The following is an 18,036-nucleotide window of genomic DNA, read 5'->3' on the forward strand; positions in this document are numbered from 1 at the left end:
GAGACAGTAATGAATTCAATCGTATATACCACTAAAACCCAGCATGTCGTTATGGGATTGAGAGCCAGTCTCGCCCTGTTATTTGTGTGTGGCGTTGTCTATACCGGCACTGTGACTCAGCTCGGTGGCGCTTTATTTCCCGTACAAGCTAAGGGCAGTGTGATCCACAGGGATAATGTCGCTATGGGTTCTGAGTTCATCGCTCAGCCCTTTGTTAATCCTGCCTATTTTTATAGTCGGCCGAGCGCTGTCGGTTACGATCCTATGGCGACAGGTGGTAGTAACCTTGCGCCGAGTAACCCGGCGCTACGTGAACGTGTGATGGCAACAAGCCAAGAAATCCAAGCCAGAGAATCCGTTCAGGCCGCTGATATCCCTGTGGATTTACTCGCCACATCGGGGGCGGGGTTGGATCCTCATATTTCACCCGCAGCAGCCAAACTGCAAGCCGCGCGCGTGGCTCAGGCTCGCCAGTTAGCCGAACCGCAAGTGTTGACCTTAGTAGCGCAATATATCGAACCACCGCAGTGGGGCATTTTTGGGCAAGCGCGCGTCAATGTGCTCAAGCTCAACCTCGCACTCGACCAGATTGCTAAACACGCTCAATAAGTATTTTTCTGAATTTAAGGATAAATTTTTATGTTACCTATTAATTGTTCGCGCCTCTGCGTGGGTGTGATGATGGCGCTATCTTCACTCTCTATGGGCGCGCTTGCCAGCACAGAGGCGCAAGGAGGTAAAGCCTCTTGGCAGAGTCAAGGGAGTGTGATGCTCACCAGTGATTATGCGTTTCGCGGTATTTCTCAAACCGATGAAGGACCCGCGGTTCAAGCTGGGTATACCTTAAGCCATGATTCTGGCTGGTATGGCTCGCTTTGGGGCAGTAACATCGAATTTGGGGATGGAAGCTTAGAACTCGACTTATCCGCAGGTTGGGCCAAGGATTGGGATAATGGCTTAACAACGGACCTAGGCGTGATACGTTATCAATACTCGCAGGACGATACCGACCTGAGTTATAACGAAATTTATGCTGTGGTAAGCTACGCCGATGCTAAATTAGGGCTGGTTTATTCTCCTGATTATTTTGGCGAGAATGTGGACGATTTTCAGTATGTTTACGCCAGTTATGAGCCGCAACTGTTCTCTAATGTAAGCCTAGCTCTGCATCTTGGGAGCAATTTTTTTGCTTCTCAGCAAGATATGGCACTGTTTTTAGGTTCTGTGATCGCAAGCAATAGCCACTATTTGGATTGGCGAGTTGGGCTGAACCTTAATATGACTGAGCAGGATGTGTTGAGTGTCGGTTATGTCGATACGGATTTATCGCAGAGTCAGTGCCAGTCCCTGTGTGATGCGCGCTGGATAATGAGTCTTTCAAGGAGTTTCTAACCGTGGTACCAATCAGTCAAACACAGCAAGCCAATGCGCTCTTAAGTCAGATACAGCAAAATGATAAAGGCAAACTGACGGTTTTTCTTGGGGCTGCACCAGGCGTGGGCAAGACCTATGCAATGCTCAGTGCAGCAAGGGAAATGGCTCAGCAAGGCGTAGATTTGCTGGTTGGACTGGTTGAAACCCATGGGCGTGCCGATACCGAAGCCATGTTAGCGGGTTTTGAGGTATTGGCGCGTAAATCCATTGACTATCATCATAATCAGTTAATGGAATTCGATTTGGATGCGGCGCTGCTTCGCAAGCCTAAGCTTATCTTGGTCGATGAACTGGCCCATACGAATGTCCCCGGTAGCCGCCATAAACGGCGCTATCAAGATATTGCTGAATTATTGGCTGCGGGTATCGATGTCTATACCACAGTCAATATTCAACATTTGGTCAGTTTGAATGACCTAGTGTTACAAATCACCCAAGTGCGAGTCAGGGAAACTGTCCCCGACCATTTCCTTGATGAAGCCCATGAAATTATATTTGTCGATTTACCGCCATCAACACTCATAGAACGCTTACAACAAGGCAAAGTTTATCTACCCGAGTATGCTCGCTCAGCCTTAGATGCCTTTTTTTCGGTATCGAATTTAACGGCGCTGCGTGAATTGGCAATGAAAAAAGTCATAGAGCGAGTCGATGCAAAACTGATCTGTGAACTCGATGCCAAAGCACAGGGAACGGATTTTGTTCTTAAAGACAGGTTATTAGTCCTAGTCAGTAATAACAGTGATCATCAATATTTGATCCGCATAGGTCGGCAGATTGCCGAGCGGCGGCAAATTCCTTGGTTAGTACTCTGGGTCGATACCGGCAAAGCGTTGGGCCTTTATCAGCGGAAAAGGCTAAATGAAGCCTTTGCCTTAGCGAAGGAACTTGGCGCGCAGACTGAAGTATTACGCGGCACTAGCAGTTATCAGGCTATTTTACCTTACATAGCCCTACATCGAATTAATACTGTATTAGTTGGCGCGGGTATGAAACGCACCTATCCCTGGTGGCGTAAGCGGCTCTACCAACGTTTGATTGAGTCTGGTTTACCCGTTGAAGTCAGCGTATATCACGCCCCCGACGGCCAAGTCCAAGTACGAGATCCCATTAAGTCTAAGGCCAGTTTTGGTGATTTGCGAGGCCATCTTTTCGGGCTGATTGGGGTTGTCGCTATTTTTCCTGTCGTTGCACTGTTAAGTACTTGGCTCAGCAATGGCAATCTCGTACTCTTGTATGTGTTCTTGATTGTCGGTATTGGCTTAACCTATGGCGCTCGGCCTGCCATGGCAACAGCGGTATGGTCCTTTTTTAGTTTTAATTTCTTTCTCACCGACCCAATATTTACGTTAAATGTGAACAGTAAAGATGACATTGCCACCTTAATTTTTTTGGTTTGTATTGGACTCATCAGTGGTCCGGCCGCATCCCGGATCAGAAATCAGTTTATTTTACTACGTGAATCAAACCGTTATTCGGAGGCCTTAAAGGATGTTGCCCAAGAATTATCGGTCGCCGATGATGAAAAAGCCCTTTGGCAGACAATTGGGCGTAAAATTGCCAGTTCAGTGAATGCAGATTGTTATATTGTCCTGCAACATAAAGATGGCCAACGCACCTATTTACCCGCGCTTAATACCCCATTCAATGATCTCGATTTAGCCGCAATCGATTGGACCCTGCGCCATGGGCAAACGGCTGGCCGTTTGAGTGACACCTTGAGTGCATCGGGTGTGAGTGTATTCCCCATTGAACTAGAAGGTACGACGATTGGTGCGGCAATTTTAGATTGGCAACCCAAAGTCAATGAACTGAGCCCCTTTGATAGAGAACTTATTCTAGCCATGTTACAGCAAGGCGCTAATACCTGGCGGCGTATTCAATTGGTGTCAGATCTGGAATCGGCACGGGTGAAAACAGAGATAGAGCAATTACGTTCTGCATTATTATCGTCTGTGTCACACGACCTAAAATCGCCACTCTCGGCTATGATGGGGGCGGCGGAGAGCTTAAAGTTATTGAATAAACAGCTATTAGAGGCTGATCGCAACGAGCTGCTCGACACTATCTTGCAGGAAAGCCGCCGCTTAGACAGTTATATTCAAAATCTACTCGATATGACTCGCCTGGGTCATGGCACTTTGAGCATAGAGCGTGATTGGGTTTCGGCAGATGATATTATTGGCAGCGTACTCAGTAGACTCAAACGCTATTTTCCTAACGCCATATTTGAATACCACAGGGAAAAGGAACCCCCACTCCTGTTTGTACATGCGGCGCTGATCGAACAGGGCTTATTTAACATCCTCGAAAATGCAGTTCGTTTTTCACCGCCAGAAGAACCGATTAGCATTGAATTAACGGTTTCAAATCATCGCTGCTGTATTGCCATTGAAGATAAAGGGCCGGGGATACCCGAAAGTCATAGGGATCAAATTTTCGATATGTTTTACGTGGTTGCCGATGGCGATCAGAAAAAGCAGAACACGGGCATGGGGCTGGCTATTTGTAAAGGCATGATAGCTGCACACGGGGGCAGTGTACGGGTCACAGATTGTTTGCACGGGCAAGGGACTCGTTTTGAAGTTGAATTACCGTTAGACTACCCGGTTCCTGGCTAATCATTTTTAGTCAAAATATCCTTAATAAACCACACAATGGATTAGATACGTGGCAATAAAAATCGTGGTTATCGATGATGAGAACCAAATACGCCGTATGCTGCGAATAGCCCTCACCAGTGAAGGTTATGACGTTACCGAAGCTGAAAATGGTCAGCAAGGACTCGCGGCTGTCGCACGCCAACAACCTGAATTAGTGATTTTGGATTTAGGCTTGCCAGATATGGAAGGCCATCAAGTGCTACAGGAGTTACGGGGATGGTCCGATGTTGCAGTGATTGTATTATCCGTTCGCAATCAAGATAAAGAAAAAGTCGCAGCGCTGGATGCAGGTGCGCAGGATTATGTGACTAAACCCTTTAGCGTGGAAGAGTTACTGGCGAGGGTGCGCGCGATTTTAAGGGATCATATCAAACCTGAAAAATTACCCATTTTGGATGACGGTAAGCTGCAGATTGATTTAAGTCGCAGGCTGGTAAAAGTTGACAACCAAGTTGTTGAACTTACCCCCAAGGAATACGCGGTATTGTCTAAATTGGCGTCGTCACCTAACTGTGTTGTCACTCAGACTCAGTTACTGAAGGAAATTTGGGGGCCGGCTCATACAGAAGACACACATTATCTGAGAATTGTCGTCAGTCACTTAAGACAAAAACTAGGTGACTCCCCCAGCGAGCCCCAATATGTGCGGACTGAACCCGGTGTTGGCTATCGTTTATATCTCGAGCTATAGAAAGCCATTGATACTAACCTCAATGAACTTATAACTATATTTCCTATAAATACATTATGTTAACTAATCTATGCTGCCCGTTTATTATAGATTTTTTAATACACTTCCGCCCAAAGCACGCCAACTTAAGGACCTGCCCTCTTCCCTTGAATTGACCTATGTTTAACGCTTTTTACCGCCGAGGGCGCGTTTTTTAGCGCGTTGTTTTTGGGCGGCTTTGCTGTTGCGTCTCGGCTCTGGGGCCATTTTATTAAAATCGGGCTCAAAGCCTGGATACCATTGCTGGGGCAGGCGCTTATCGAGCACCGCCTCGACTTCTTCGAGCAACAAGGCATCCTCTTGACTAAATAGGGTAATGGCTAGACCTGCATTACCCGCTCGACCTGTGCGACCGATACGATGAATATAATCTTCGGCAATAAAAGGCAGTTCAAAGTTGATAACATATTGTAATTCAACAATATCCAGCCCCCTTGCCGCCACATCGGTAGCCACTAGCACTTGAATTTTGCCCTGTTTAAAATCCTGTAGTACTTTTTCCCGCGCCCCTTGGGACAAATCGCCGTGGAATGCTTGGGTGGCAATATCGAGTTTATTGAGTTGCAAGGCGAGTTTATCCACGCCCTGTTTAGTGCGGCTAAAAATAAGCACTTGGTGCCAATTTTGGCTGCGAATTAAGTGGCTTACAAATTCTGTTTTACGGTCGCTATCAATAGCATAAACCCGCTGTTCCACCTGCGCGGCCGTGGTATTGCGTTTAGCCACTTCAACCCATTTAGGCTCACGCAGCAAACTTTTACTCAAAGTGAAAATGGCATCGTCTAAGGTGGCTGAAAACAATAGGGTTTGTCTATTCGCTGGCACTTGTTTGAGTACCGCCTTTATTTCATCCATAAAGCCCATATCGAGCATGCGGTCTGCCTCATCAAACACCAGCACATTCAATTGTTTAAGATTGAGCGCGCCTTGACGTAGATGATCGAGCAAACGCCCAGGAGTCGCAATGAGCACATCAATTCCCACTTTAAACACCTCGACCTGAGCATCGATACTCACGCCACCATAGGCGATCCCAATACGGATATCCGTGCCTTTCGCATATTTAACAAAGCTTTGCTGAACTTGGACCGCAAGCTCCCGCGTGGGAACTAACACTAAGGCACCTATGTGCCTTGGACTCTCCTTCGCTAAGGGCTCTGCCATCAATCCATGCAAAATCGGCAAGGCAAATGCTGCCGTCTTCCCCGTCCCCGTTTGTGCACCCGCCATCAGATCCTGTTTTGCCAAAATCACAGGAATAGCTTCAACTTGGATAGGTGTCGGTTGCTGATAGCCGAGTTCGGCTAAGGTGTTTACTAGCTGGGAATGCAAAGAAAGTGAGCTGAAAGACATTAAAAATCACCACAAATCATAATGAACCAATGTTAACAGACTGGGAAAGGTGCGACTAGCCGCAGCCGAGCCGCATAACGTAGGCAATTACTCTGGGTTAGCGAAAAATGCCTCTAGTGCACTCGGTAACTGAGGCCGACTGAAGAGATAACCCTGGGCTTGATCACACAGATTTTGTCTTAGGAAATCCGCCTGCTCCTCGGTTTCAACCCCTTCGGCAATAATCTCTAATTTTAGGGCGTGGCCAAGGGCGATCACGGCCTTCGCAATGGCGGTATTGTTCGTATCGAAGGGAATATCCCGCACAAAGGATTGATCGATTTTAAGCTTATGGATCGGTAATTTTTTCAAATAATTCAGTGATGAATAGCCAGTACCAAAATCATCCACTGACAGTTCAATGCCCAGATCCCCAAGCAGCTTTAAGTCTCGGATAGCCAGATCAGGGTTTTGCATCATCACACTTTCAGTGACTTCTAACTCTAAGTACTTGGCAGGCAAGCCTGTTTTCTCTAATACCCGTTTTACCTCTTCAACAAAAGTGCTGCGTTGCAACTGCTGGCCCGCTACGTTCACGGCGATACGCCCAAAATGTTGACCTTCGGCCAGCCAAGTCACGCCTTGGCGGCAGGCCGTTTCGAGCACCCACAAACCGATATCGTGAATAAGGCCAATCTTTTCGGCTACGGGAATAAACACCGCCGGCGATATTTGCCCCAATTGTGGATCATGCCAACGAAGCAGTGCCTCAACCCCCACGGTTTTACGGGTTGATAAATCCAATTTTGGCTGGTACATCAAATACAAAGCGTTCTGGGCAATGGCACCATAGAGGGCGTTTTGTAACTTTAAATGTTCGAGGGATTGTTTGGTTAGAGACTCAGTGTAGAAGGCAAAATCATTACGACCCTCATTCTTTGCCCGATACATGGCCGCATCCGCATTACGCAATAGGGTGTCCGCATCGGTTCCATCGTTCGGGTAGAGTGATACACCCATACTTGCGGTGAGTCGTAGATGATCACCGGTGCTCACCACAAAGGGTTGCTCAAAAACCTGACGCAATTGATTGATGGCATGGGTGGCATCCTCACCATTTTGAATGCCAGAGATCAAGGCGACAAACTCATCACCACCAATGCGCGATAACACATCCTGATCACGAACTTTGCTACGGAGTCGCTTCGCTAACTCCACCAGCATCTCATCACCTATGCTATGGCCAAAACTGTCGTTAATGTGTTTAAACAAGTCGACGTCGATAATCACAGTTGCGAGTTGGGCATTTAGGCGCTTAGCGTGCCTCACCTCTTGTTTTAACTGCATCATTAACTTCATTCGATTCGGTAGATGCGTCAGGGGATCGAAATAGGCTAAATGGGCAAGCTGAGCTTCGCTCTGTTTTTGTGCGGAAATATCTGAAAACACTGCGACGAAATAACGAATATCACCCACATCGTCATAAATAGTGCTGATAGTGATATTTTGCGGGAAGATAGTGCCATTCTTACGGCGATTCCAGATCTCGCCGTTCCACTTACCTGTCTCTAACAGGGCATTCCACATGACATCGAAAAACGCTTTATCATGGCGATCCGAATTGAACAAACGGGGGTTTTGTCCGAGCAATTCCTCACGGGAGTAACCCGTTATTTCGTAAAAGGCACCATTCACATCGGTGATATTGCCGTGCCTATCGGTCACAACGACACCTTCCACCGAGTTTTTAAATACATTCGTTGCGAGTGTAAGTTGCTCTTCTACTTCCTTATGTTTAGAGATATTGCGCGTCATGCCAATCACGCCAGCCAACTGTCCCTCTGCGGTGAAGGCGGGCATTTTTAAGGTTTCTAACCAGAGGTGTTTTGCCTGCTCGCCGCCATCTAAACATTCGGCAACGATAATAGGAGTGCCCGTTTCAATGGCGAGCCTGTCACCATCGAGGAAAATATCGGCAATATCTTTACCAAATAATTCAACATCTGTTTTGCCGACAATCTCACTGCGCGGCATTTCCCAGGCTTTTTCAACACTCAGATTACAGATAGTGTAAACCCCATCGATATTCTTGACCCAAATATGCTCCTCAAAGCTATCGATAAAGGTTTGTAAATCTAGCACTTGTAAGTTGCTTTGCTCACCACGGGCCAATGCTTCATCGGCCCTATGCTGGCGCAGGATCTCGGTTAAACTAAGCTGAATGCTGTTGACGTTAAGCTGGGCAAGTTGCAGTGACTGACCCGTTAAATGATGGGGCGCACTATGGTACAAACACAGGGCACCAAAACTGGCCCCCGATGACCAGAGTATCGGCAAGCAAATCAGGCTGCCTAAACGGTTATAGGGCTGCCAAAACGGATCTAATGAGGTGTCTGTGACTAAGGGCATAGCCAGTAAATGCGGCGTGAGTTGCACTTTGGCATTAGAGACCATAGCTTGATGACTATGGACGACACCCGGTTTATCAGCTAGCTCAATGTGAGAAATATCCGCAGCTTTACTATGTGGCGTGGCGGTTTGCTGTAGTTTAAAACCGTGATGAGCATTGAGTTGACCGAGTATCGATGCGATATCCTCATCCGTGGCCGCTGCCGACTGTAACAATAGGCTCAATTGACCTGCGCCATTACGGGCGAAGATAAGTGCATGGCATGCAGACACCTCAGCGACTAAATTTAAGTCACTTAACCAACTGTCTTGTTGCTGTTGTGGAATGATCACATCAATCATATATATTTGCCAATCAATGCCTTGTTACTGCTTAATGTTGACTTACTCTGAACTCTCAAAGCGCCCTTATACACCGACACAGAAGATGAATGCAAGTCACCCGAGCGACATCACTGGCATGGTACCTAGAGCCTTATCGGCGCCTAGCCTTTGCTAAAAATACAAACTGCGATTCTGCATCATATCAGTAATTATCAGTATAGAGGCCAAACCATCGTTATTTCCTAATACATAAATAATTTATAAAACAAAGGGCAGGAAGGTCACTGGCGTTATACATCATCAGACAAATTAGGTGGAGAATAACCGATTTTTAATTGACAACGATGTTATCTTATTGTCTACAATGGAAATATTAAGGCTAAAAATTCAAGGATATTTATGCCCACTGACCACCCATCTCATACTAAGCCGAATCAAACCATTCAATTAACTAGCCAGCAATTGTATCGTAAATGTGAGCTAAAAGAATTAAGTCCTAACTGCCAATCGACCGCAGAACTGACCCCACTCGATGACATCGTCGGCCAAGAACGCGCCCAACAGGCGGTGGAATTTGCCATGGGTATAAAAGAAAAAGGCTATAACATTTATGCCATAGGCCAGAATGGATTAGGAAAACGCACTATGATGCTGCGCTATCTTAATCGTCACGAGCCGAGCGATCACAATCTGCACGATTGGTGCTATGTGGTCAACTTCGACGATACCCGTAGTCCTAAGGTACTCAAGCTCACAGCAGGAACTGGACTCGAATTTAAAAAAGCCATCGAAAAACTCATGCTTAAATTAGTCAAGGCGCTCCCCTTAGCCTTTGATAATGAAATGTACTATGCGCGAGCCGAAAAACTAAAAAGCCAACTAGCCCAAAAGCAAGAAACCGCACTGACCGAATTAAGTGAGGAAGCCAAGCAAAAAGGCATCAGCCTCAGCTTAACCCTGCAGGGCGATTATCAAATGATCGCACTGAAGGGTGAAGACGAGCCCCACGATGAAGCCTCCTTCAATGCCCTGAGCGAGGCCGAGCGTAGTCAATTTGAAAGCAATATTAACGGACTTGAAGTCAAACTGCGTGGCATTATTCGTCAAAATACTGAATGGGAAGAAGAGTTTAGCGACACTCAGCAGGAGCACGATGAGCAAGTCGCTAAGGATGTACTTATCCACTTTTTTAAGCCACTGAAGGACAAGTACAAACATCAGCCCGAAGTGAGAGTCTTTTTAAACGGCATGCAGGCGGATATCTTAAGTAATTTAGATATCTTTTTAGAGGAAAGTGAAGAACAACTCGCCCTCGCCTATGCCTCTCTAGAAAAGAAAATGCCCCGCCGTTATCAAGTCAATGTATTGGTTTGCCAAGGCTCACAAAAATTTCCTATCGTAGTGGAAGAAAGCCCGAGCTACCACAGTCTGTTCGGCTACGTGGAAAACGCGACCTTTAGGGGCACAGTGTTCACCGACTTCTCGCTGATCCGCTCCGGTAGCCTACATAAAGCCAATGGCGGCGTGTTATTGATGGATGCGGTGAAAGTGCTTGAACGTCCCTATGTCTGGGATGGATTAAAACGCGCCCTACGTTCCCGCAAATTAGATTTAAGCTCCCTCGAGCGTGAGGTCTCACTCTCGGGTACGATTTCCCTCGCGCCAGAGCCCATTCCCTTAGACGTTAAAATCATCCTGTTTGGCGATTACGAAACCTATCAACTATTGCAGCACTATGATCCTGACTTTAGTGAACTGTTCCGTGTCACCGCCGATTTTGAAGATGTAATGGACAGAACCCATGCATCTGAAGCCCACTATGCGCGTTTTATCTCCAGCATAGTGCACGACAACAATATGCTGCACTGCGAGCGTAGCGCCATAGCTAGGATCATCGAATACAGCTCCCGCGAGGCGCAGGATCAGCAAAAACTCTCCCTACACTCAGCTAATATTGCTAATTTACTGCGCGAGTCGAACTACTGTGCTAAGTCCACTAGCAGCGATCAAATTCTTGTGCCCCATGTGGAACAGGCACTGCGCAATCAAGAAAAAAGGGTCTCCCGCCTGCACGATAGCATTATGGAGAGCTTTATTAACGGCACGACCTTGATCAATACCCATGATAACGTCGTCGGTCAAATCAATGCCCTATCCGTTATTTCTACCTCCGATCATCAATTCGGCATGCCTAATCGCATCACAGCGACCACTGCTTTTGGTAAGGGGGAAGTGTTAGATATTGAACACAGAGTCAAACTGGGTGGACGGATCCATTCTAAGGGAGTGTTGATCTTAACCGCTTATTTAGCTTCAGTTTTAGGCAAGACGGCACAAATCCCCTTAACGACTTATCTCACCTTTGAGCAGTCCTATAGCGGGGTTGATGGCGACAGCGCCTCGATGGCCGAATGCTGCGCCATTATCTCAGCCATAAGTGAACAACCTATTAGGCAAGATATTGCGATCACAGGTTCGATGAATCAATTCGGAGAGGCGCAGCCCATTGGCGGCGTAAATGAGAAAATTGAGGGCTTTTTCGACGTCTGCAAGATAAAGGGGCGCTCATCGAGCCAAGGCGTGATTATCCCCGCTTCGAACGTTGCCAACCTTATGTTACGTAAAGATATTGTCGAAGCGGTTGAGCAAGGAGAATTCCATATTTGGGCCATTACCCATGTCACCCAAGCGATGGAACTGTTACTTGGCAAGGCCGCTGATACGCGGATTGAAAGAGAGGCTAATAGCCAAGAGCGATATGCGCCCGAGAGTATTTTCGGTATTGCCCAACAAAAACTTTTAGCCCTCAGAGCCCTAGCTAAAACCGATAAAAAAGGGTAGAAACATAAAGGGTTAGCACTTAGCTAACCCTTTGTTTTGATAATTCAATTGTTAAACTAATGTCGCCAGCATTTCATCGCTGTAGGGCACAAGTTCCTCATTAGTGCGCACCCGAGCGACATAGTCTGGATTGGCAATAAAGGGGCGACCGATAGCAATCAAATCAAACTTATCTGCAGCTATCGCTTCACTTGCGCTCTGTGCACTGTAACTGCCGACACCCACTAAGGTTTTGCCATAGTGTGCTCGCACATAACTTGAAGCACGACCACCTAAATAGTCAAACTCCATGCTGTCATCAAAAATACCAATATGCACAAAGGCAATATCGCGCTTTTCGATTTCTGGTAATAGATAATCAAATACCGCACGATCGCGGCTATCGGCAGCCATATTAAAATAGGCGCCGGGAGACAGACGTAAACCGGTTCTGTCTTTGCCGATACGAGCGACAACAGCATCAACGACTTCGAGGGCAAAGCGCGCCATATTAGCTGGCGTACCACCGTATTCGTCAGTGCGACGATTACTGTCATGGTGTAGGAAGGCATCGATTAAATACCCATTTGCACCATGGATTTCAACCCCATCGAAGCCCGCTTCTATCGCATTTTCAGCCGCCTTGGCATAATCGCGCACCAGACCCTGAATATCCTCTAGGGTTGCAGGTTTTGGTGTGACATAGGTCAACTCACGCATTCTGGGGACTGAGCCTTCGATCTTCTGCGCCGATGGGGCGAGCACATCGCCACCACCAAAAAAGTGAGGGTGCGCTACGCGCCCCGTATGCCATAACTGCACAAAAATTTTTCCACCTTTGGCATGCACCGCATCGGTAACCTTACGCCAGCCAGCAATTTGTGCCTGGGTAAAAATACCTGGGGTATTAGGGTAACCTTGGCCGTCGGGGCGAATAATCGTCGCCTCTGTGATGATCAAACCCGCCTCGGCACGGCGCGCATAATAGGCGACCATATCCTCGGTCGGCACCAGTTCGGCATCCGCCATACAACGGGTTAAGGGCGCCATTAAAATACGGTTATTTAAGGTAATAGCATCGTTAAGTTTATAGCTTTCAAATAGATTTGAAGTGGCGTGTGTGGTCATAGTCTCGGTCTCAATCTTGAATGTACGTTCAAGATAATATTATTTGAATGAACATTCAAGTTCATTTTTGAATGTATGTTCAAAATTAGGTAGAATGGGGCTAAGTTTTTCTAGACGAGTAAAATAAAGTCGATGCGCAATGCAGAGTTCAACCGAGAACAAGTGCTTCGCGGTGCTATGACCGCCTTCATGCACAAGGGTTACACTAAAACCAGCATGCAAGATCTCACCCAAGCCACGGGATTGCATCCAGGCTCAATCTACTGCGCCTTCACCAATAAACGTGGGCTATTAATTGCCGCAATCGAACAATACCAACTCGATAGAAACGCGCAGTTCAGTCTCCTCTTTACCAATAGTGCCGATGTGCTCGCGAACCTGAAGCGCTACTTAGATAATCTGGTCATCGAATGTTTAAGTTGCGACAGCGCACAAGCTTGCTTACTCACTAAGGCATTGAACGAAATTGCAGAACAAGATGATGAAATACAACAGATTATCAATAAGAATCTACAGACATGGCAAGACGCACTGACGCAACAATTTGACTTTGCCGCTTCGCAGGGGTTGCTCGAAGGGGAACGCAATAGTACCCAAAGGGCCCAATACCTGATGATGGGCATATACGGCCTGAGAACCTTCGCCCACACCCATCCACAGGCGCAAATTTTACAGCAATTAGCGGATAAGCTCTTTATCGAAGTCTGTCGATAGGAGTGTCGAAACAGCGCCCAGGTGCAATAGGGCCTAGATTGTGAACGGCTTTGATTTAGGACAAGGACCCCGCTTTATCCATTATCGGCATTAAAATTAAGGGGACGGTAAATTATCTTTACCGTCCCCCATTGTCTGTGCAGTTTTCGATCCGCAGGGTGGTTTTAACCTATATTAGCTTGGGCAAAGACTCGTTCTCCTAGGGAGTTCAAAATCTTACACTCACCTTCTAGGACAGCTATGATGGATTTTCCCTTACGGAAACTGGCTGGGATCATCACTCGGCCAGAGTCGCTAACAGGTAAACCATCTAGCACAGCATTGTGCATAATCAACCCTACAGGTGCATCATAATACAGAACGGTTACAATCGCTTGTTGTGCTTGCATAGCTTTTAACTCACATTAAGCAGCGCCTGCTGCTATCGACCTAGATGACAAGAGTCTCCCTTACTCTCTTAGACAGTAAAACTTAGAAAAAATTTTACTATTTAAAATCAATTCGCTAAAAAAAACCGCCCCTACTGCTTCAACTGAATATGTTTGAATATCTTAGCGCCATCAATATTTTGCTATTTAAGCACTTCGGCAAATAGATGCCAATCTATTTCTATTTTGTTAATCAATTCCGCGCAATTGATCACAAGAGTTAACTTTGTTGGCCTGAGTTTTTATGCAATAAGCTTCACTCCCATATCGAGTTACTCGCGATTACTTGGCTTTAAACCCGACCCTAAATCCGCCCCAATGTTTGCCATTGACATAAATAGGCACGGATAAATCGTGCATCACTTCACCCGTGTCCCGTTTATAGGTTTGTAATAATACTGGTTCTGTATGGTCACCACAGCGGATCCCGGTTGGATCATTAAACAGGCGTTTAGTGCGATTGTGCACTATATCAACTTCGTGCTTTCCCGTTAGGGCTTGGGTAAAACGTTTATTATGGGTCGGGAAATAGCCTTTTTTATCCACGGCTCCTGCATAAATAATTTCGTTATATTTTGCTAAAATAGGTTCTTGGATCCCGGGGAAATGTTGATCGGTAAACTGATCGAAAGCCGTGCTGTATTTCTGTGGTTGCGTATTGGCAATAGGTTGGTACTTGGGATTAAACAACTCTGCCTCACTAAAATTCCCCTTTGCTAAACCTTCAGCGAGCTTTTCACCGCAGGCCGTTGCAGCAGCATTGGCTAACACTAACACCCGTTGATCGAAGGTTTGTGTGTCCCAGTTGGATAGGGCTCTAAAAATTCCCTCCGTCGTTAAAGAAAGGGTAAATGCCTGCTCAGACACTTGATGACTCTGTTTTCCCGTCGAGTTTAAGGAGTCCCGAATTTGGCTGACCGAACGGCTGATATCATTCGTGGTGTTGTTATATTGCTTAAGTGAATTCTCCATATCACCAAGGGCGTGGGCGGAGTGCGTCACCGAAGTCGATATTTCAGTGAAATGTTCATCGAGTTCCCCCATAGCAGCGACAACATCTGCAGTCTGAGAGACCACCCGCTCCATCAAACCCGAGGTCTTATCGGTTTCGCTGCGGATCTCTAATAGCATTTTGCCTATATCTTGGGTTGCAGCAGCGGTTTTAGCCGCGAGGCTGCGGACTTCATCCGCTACCACAGCAAATCCTCTGCCTTGCTCACCCGCACGAGCCGCCTCAATCGCAGCGTTTAATGCCAGAAGATTCGTTTGTTCGGCAACGGCATTAATCACCTCGGTAATTTTTTGAATTTGTTCAGCTTTGAACCTAAGCGCCTGTACCTGCTCCGCCGCGGTATCAATATCAGCACTAAGAGATTGAATCGCCTCCACCCCCTTTTGGGCCTGTGTTCGGCCTTGCATACTGAATCGTTCGGCCTCTTGGGCCTGCACTAAAATATTGGCGGCATTATCCCCAAGTAGTGCTGTGGTATGGCTGAGTTGCTCTGCGGCTACGGCGATGGCACTGGCATGCTCACCGTTTGATTCAATTGATTTATTCAGCAAATCAATAAAATGTGAAACTTCGGCCGAGCCAATAGCCATTTTACTCGTTTGTATACTGATCTCGTGCGCCGAGGTATTTTGTACCTTAAGGTGCTGAACCTTAAGTCCATCAGCCTGCTGTTGAGTGGCCACGGCACGCTTCGCCATCCAGAGTAAAAATCCCCCCGCTAACACGGCTAACACAATCGCCTGAATAAGGCTGGGAAGCGCCAGCGTCGAGAGCAATAAACTGCTCAGCATGATGAGGATAAAACCCAGAGCGGCCACGACTTTATGTTGTATTTCCATATCTATTCTCACAACGGCGCACACAAAGGATGAAGGGCTCGATTAAGGGAAGTCGACTCAAAATTAACGAGTAATAGCCATCCATTGCTACGCTAACTAGCAGCGAAACCGATAAGACAGGTAGGATCTTAAGGCGAATACGACTCGCCTATCCCTCTGACTCAGAAAACAATTCACTCTTTGGCGAAAAATAAAACCAATAGCCTATCATCGACAGTCTATCGATCTTATGGCATTAGACCTTAGTATGAAAAGTCACATCTCGCACTCTATTTAAGGTTACAACCTTATTCCCCCAAGCGATCAGAAATGCGGTCTGTATCGCCTTCTAGGCAATAATTCCCGCTGAGACGACTGCACTTTTACCAAGAAAACTGCTACTATCGGCGCAATTTTTTTGAGCTAACGAGATCAAGATGGGCAGAGCATATCAAAATCGTAAAGAATCCATGGCGAAAACTGCAGGCCAGAAAACCCGCCTTTACTCGCGCTACGGTAAAGAAATTTACGTTGTCGCTAAGCAAGGTGGCGTAGAGCCAGATGGTAACTTATCACTACGTCGTTTAATTGAACGCGCAAAGAAAGACCAAGTTCCGGCGCATGTGATTGAACGCGCTATTGAAAAAGCCAAAGGCGGCGGTGGTGAAGATTACGATACAGCCCGTTATGAAGGTTTTGGTCCAGGCAACTGCATGGTGATTGTTGACTGTTTAACCGATAACGTAAAACGTACCTTCACCGAAGTCCGCCAAGCCTTCGTGAAGAACGATGCTAAACTCGGTGGCCCAGGTACTGTTGGCCATATGTTTGATCATGCTGCCGTTTTTGTTTTCCCAGGCGATGATGAAGATGCCATTTTAGAAATCCTAATGATGGCCGATGTGGATGTGAGCGATGTCGAAGTCGAAGATGGCATGATCAGCGTATTTGCACCACACACTGAATTTTTCAAGGTCAAAACGGCACTGACCGACGCCATGCCAGAGATTAACTTTGAAATCGAAAACATCACCTTCGTCCCGCAAACTATGACTAAAGTGACTGGCGAAGATGTGGCCGTATTCGATAAGTTTATCGCCGCATTAGAAGATTGTGACGATGTACAAAACGTCTACCACAATGCGGAAATTGAAGACTAAACACCACTTTCGCCTGAAATAAAAAACGCAGCCCTTGGCTGCGTTTTTTATTTCATGGCTAAAATCTAACGAAGCTCCATCTCTTGGATAATTTCATGGGCAATGGCTGGCGTAGTGCAGCTTGGGGTTTCATGTAAATCGGCTTTTAGTTGGCCTTTACGGTGCTCAAGTGCGGCATCTAATTTTTTCGATGCGGCCTTGATGGCTGGGTACATGATTTCATCCGTACCCGATGCAGAAATGCGGCTGCCTTCATAATTAGTTCGAATTTCAACCTGAAACTCGCCATGCTCCTTCGCGATAATGATATCGAGTGCGATCAAAGTAGGGAAATGGGTGGCGATTTTTGAAAACTTTTCGTTGACATGTTCTTTAACAGAATCAGTAACATCGACATGGTGACCAGAAAGATTTATTTTCATAGGTTGTCCCTTTTAGTGTCATTACTTTTATTTTCGTTTCACTATTAGAGCTTGGGGCATGCAGAATAAAACACAAGCCCTAAAGATAAATATTTCGGGTAACGCAGGTATTAGCAGCGTCTAAATGTGAAGTCTATCAAGAAATGTGTCATGTAAGAGATAAGTAAGTGGTTGATTTTAAAAAGTCAATTCGTATAAAAATCAACCACTGCCACATATTCAGCCTATTGCAATAGCTCCAATTTCACTCAATATTTGCGCTGCACACTCTGCTGCCAAAACTGTTGTGACAGATGATGCGTCTTGGTCGATAGACGCGACACTTGATCGCCCCGCGCGGCCGCATCTTGGGTCTGTTCTAAACTCTGCTGAGCTAAATCACTGATCACATGAATAGCTCGACTAATTTCAGCGGCCACAGAGGCTTGTTGCGTCATCGCAGCGGCATTGTCATCACTGAGGGAGTTAATTCTGGCGATGGATGATAATAACTCCCCAAAGGCCACGCTCGCATCCTGTGCTAACTCAACGGAACGTTTGACCTGTTCTTGTCCTGCCACCATAGTCGAGGTCGCCTTGTGGGTACTGTCCCTAAATCGGCTGACGATTTGCTCAATGTGGGATGTCGATTGGCTGGTACGG

General features: G+C 46.5%; 13 protein-coding genes and 1 pseudogene. 7 read left to right on the top strand and 7 right to left on the bottom strand.

What is annotated here, in order from left to right:
- Window positions 1-9: 9 nt before the first annotated feature.
- The 4 genes from kdpC to COW15_RS19675 are packed head-to-tail and all read left to right on the top strand — an operon-like array spanning window position 10 to window position 4,788.
- Window positions 10-609 carry a potassium-transporting ATPase subunit KdpC gene (kdpC, locus tag COW15_RS19660; RefSeq protein ID WP_293635272.1) on the top strand — a complete coding sequence of 200 codons (600 nt, stop codon included), beginning with the start codon at window positions 10-12 and terminating at the stop codon, window positions 607-609.
- Between the two features lie 30 nt (window positions 610-639).
- Window positions 640-1,392 carry a TorF family putative porin gene (locus tag COW15_RS19665; protein ID WP_293635274.1) on the top strand — a complete coding sequence of 251 codons (753 nt, stop codon included), beginning with the start codon at window positions 640-642 and terminating at the stop codon, window positions 1,390-1,392.
- A 2-nt stretch (window positions 1,393-1,394) separates the two neighbouring features.
- The gene (locus COW15_RS19670) at window positions 1,395-4,055 is read left to right on the top strand and encodes a sensor histidine kinase KdpD (RefSeq protein WP_293635276.1); all 2,661 of its coding nucleotides are present in this window, start codon (window positions 1,395-1,397) and stop codon (window positions 4,053-4,055) included.
- Between the two features lie 49 nt (window positions 4,056-4,104).
- Window positions 4,105-4,788 carry a response regulator gene (locus COW15_RS19675; RefSeq protein ID WP_293635278.1) on the top strand — a complete coding sequence of 228 codons (684 nt, stop codon included), beginning with the start codon at window positions 4,105-4,107 and terminating at the stop codon, window positions 4,786-4,788.
- Window positions 4,789-4,950: 162 nt separating this feature from the next.
- On the opposite strand, the gene COW15_RS19680 is transcribed toward COW15_RS19675, so the two are convergent.
- Window positions 4,951-6,180: a DEAD/DEAH box helicase gene (locus COW15_RS19680; protein WP_293635280.1), complete on the bottom strand. Its 1,230-nt coding sequence runs from the start codon at window positions 6,178-6,180 to the stop codon at window positions 4,951-4,953.
- Between the two features lie 87 nt (window positions 6,181-6,267).
- Window positions 6,268-8,910, bottom strand: coding sequence for a bifunctional diguanylate cyclase/phosphodiesterase (locus COW15_RS19685; RefSeq protein WP_293635282.1), 2,643 nt, complete (start codon window positions 8,908-8,910; stop codon window positions 6,268-6,270).
- Window positions 8,911-9,291: 381 nt separating this feature from the next.
- Here COW15_RS19685 and COW15_RS19690 point away from each other — a divergent pair, with 381 nt between their 5' ends.
- Window positions 9,292-11,733, top strand: coding sequence for an ATP-binding protein (locus COW15_RS19690; protein ID WP_293635284.1), 2,442 nt, complete (start codon window positions 9,292-9,294; stop codon window positions 11,731-11,733).
- A 51-nt stretch (window positions 11,734-11,784) separates the two neighbouring features.
- Here COW15_RS19690 and COW15_RS19695 read toward each other — a convergent pair whose 3' ends face one another.
- Window positions 11,785-12,840: an alkene reductase gene (locus COW15_RS19695; RefSeq protein WP_293635286.1), complete on the bottom strand. Its 1,056-nt coding sequence runs from the start codon at window positions 12,838-12,840 to the stop codon at window positions 11,785-11,787.
- 132 nt (window positions 12,841-12,972) lie between these two features.
- On the opposite strand from COW15_RS19695, the gene COW15_RS19700 reads away from it, so the two are divergent.
- Window positions 12,973-13,554, top strand: a complete 582-nt coding sequence (locus COW15_RS19700) for a TetR/AcrR family transcriptional regulator (RefSeq protein WP_293635288.1) — start codon at window positions 12,973-12,975, stop codon at window positions 13,552-13,554.
- A gap of 164 nt (window positions 13,555-13,718) precedes the next feature.
- On the opposite strand, the gene COW15_RS19705 is transcribed toward COW15_RS19700, so the two are convergent.
- Both COW15_RS19705 and COW15_RS19710 read right to left on the bottom strand, forming a co-directional pair.
- Entirely contained in the window at window positions 13,719-13,943 is a 225-nt protein-coding gene (locus tag COW15_RS19705) for a TIGR02922 family protein (protein WP_007647006.1), read from the bottom strand.
- 321 nt (window positions 13,944-14,264) lie between these two features.
- Entirely contained in the window at window positions 14,265-15,833 is a 1,569-nt protein-coding gene (locus COW15_RS19710) for a methyl-accepting chemotaxis protein (protein WP_293635292.1), read from the bottom strand.
- Window positions 15,834-16,249: 416 nt separating this feature from the next.
- On the opposite strand from COW15_RS19710, the gene COW15_RS19715 reads away from it, so the two are divergent.
- Window positions 16,250-16,972 carry a YebC/PmpR family DNA-binding transcriptional regulator gene (locus COW15_RS19715; protein ID WP_293635294.1) on the top strand — a complete coding sequence of 241 codons (723 nt, stop codon included), beginning with the start codon at window positions 16,250-16,252 and terminating at the stop codon, window positions 16,970-16,972.
- A 65-nt stretch (window positions 16,973-17,037) separates the two neighbouring features.
- Here the strand turns inward: COW15_RS19715 and raiA are convergent, their stop codons facing one another.
- Window positions 17,038-17,394, bottom strand: coding sequence for a ribosome-associated translation inhibitor RaiA (gene raiA, locus COW15_RS19720; RefSeq protein ID WP_293635296.1), 357 nt, complete (start codon window positions 17,392-17,394; stop codon window positions 17,038-17,040).
- 248 nt (window positions 17,395-17,642) lie between these two features.
- A pseudogene (locus COW15_RS19725) lies at window positions 17,643-18,036 on the bottom strand (chemotaxis protein); the annotation flags it as partial.

Origin of the sequence: Shewanella sp. CG12_big_fil_rev_8_21_14_0_65_47_15 (genome assembly GCF_002783505.1) — a bacterium.
In the GTDB taxonomy this organism is placed as follows: Bacteria; Pseudomonadota; Gammaproteobacteria; order Enterobacterales; family Shewanellaceae; genus Shewanella.

Excerpts from the sequence above, each read along its gene's own strand:
- COW15_RS19700 (WP_293635288.1), top strand. The coding sequence starts at position 12,973 with ATGCGCAATGCAGAGTTCAACCGAGAACAAGTGCTTCGCGGTGCTATG.
- COW15_RS19715 (WP_293635294.1), top strand. The coding sequence starts at position 16,250 with ATGGGCAGAGCATATCAAAATCGTAAAGAATCCATGGCGAAAACTGCA.
- COW15_RS19710 (WP_293635292.1), bottom strand. The coding sequence starts at position 15,833 with ATGGAAATACAACATAAAGTCGTGGCCGCTCTGGGTTTTATCCTCATC.
- kdpC (WP_293635272.1), top strand. The coding sequence starts at position 10 with ATGAATTCAATCGTATATACCACTAAAACCCAGCATGTCGTTATGGGA.
- COW15_RS19685 (WP_293635282.1), bottom strand. The coding sequence starts at position 8,910 with ATGATTGATGTGATCATTCCACAACAGCAACAAGACAGTTGGTTAAGT.
- COW15_RS19705 (WP_007647006.1), bottom strand. The coding sequence starts at position 13,943 with ATGCAAGCACAACAAGCGATTGTAACCGTTCTGTATTATGATGCACCT.
- COW15_RS19690 (WP_293635284.1), top strand. The coding sequence starts at position 9,292 with ATGCCCACTGACCACCCATCTCATACTAAGCCGAATCAAACCATTCAA.
- COW15_RS19665 (WP_293635274.1), top strand. The coding sequence starts at position 640 with ATGTTACCTATTAATTGTTCGCGCCTCTGCGTGGGTGTGATGATGGCG.
- COW15_RS19680 (WP_293635280.1), bottom strand. The coding sequence starts at position 6,180 with ATGTCTTTCAGCTCACTTTCTTTGCATTCCCAGCTAGTAAACACCTTA.
- COW15_RS19695 (WP_293635286.1), bottom strand. The coding sequence starts at position 12,840 with ATGACCACACACGCCACTTCAAATCTATTTGAAAGCTATAAACTTAAC.
- raiA (WP_293635296.1), bottom strand. The coding sequence starts at position 17,394 with ATGAAAATAAATCTTTCTGGTCACCATGTCGATGTTACTGATTCTGTT.